A 538-nucleotide genomic window follows, 5' to 3' on the forward strand; every position below is an offset into this window, starting at 1 on the left:
TCATTCCCCATACTGATTCCATAGGTCCATTATCAATACAACAGCCTACACGTGACATACTTTGAATCATTTTATGCTTTTTTAATTTTGCTTTGAAACTTCTAGAAGTATATTGAAACCCTCTATCGCTATGAAATATAATACCCTTGGTATTTTTTACTTGTTTAACTGCTTTTTCAAGCGTATTAAATACTAATTGGTTATTATTTGAACTACTCAATTCATAGCTTAAAATTGTTTTACTACCTAAATCATAAATCGCACTTAAGTATATTTTATTACCATTTTTTAATTTGAATTCAGTCACATCTGTTAACCATTTCTTATTTTTCTTACTTTCATTAAATGATCTATTTAAAATATTTTGCGCAGTTACTTCAGGAGTAAAAAGCTTATATCGCTTAGCTTTGCGACGTATAATAGCTTTTAATTTTAATTGTTTCATTAACCTATAAACACGCTTATGATTTACACGTTTATTTAATTTAAGACGGATATAGATATAAATGCGTCTATAACCATAAATACCTTGATATTG

Annotated in this window: 1 protein-coding gene; it reads right to left on the bottom strand. The window is 27.3% G+C overall.

What is annotated here, in order from left to right:
• A partial coding sequence (locus tag CD129_RS11960) for an IS3 family transposase (RefSeq protein ID WP_126577754.1) occupies positions 1–538 on the bottom strand: 538 nt, incomplete at both ends.

It is taken from the genome of Mammaliicoccus fleurettii (assembly GCF_003970575.1).
In the GTDB taxonomy this organism is placed as follows: Bacteria; Bacillota; Bacilli; order Staphylococcales; family Staphylococcaceae; genus Mammaliicoccus; species Mammaliicoccus fleurettii.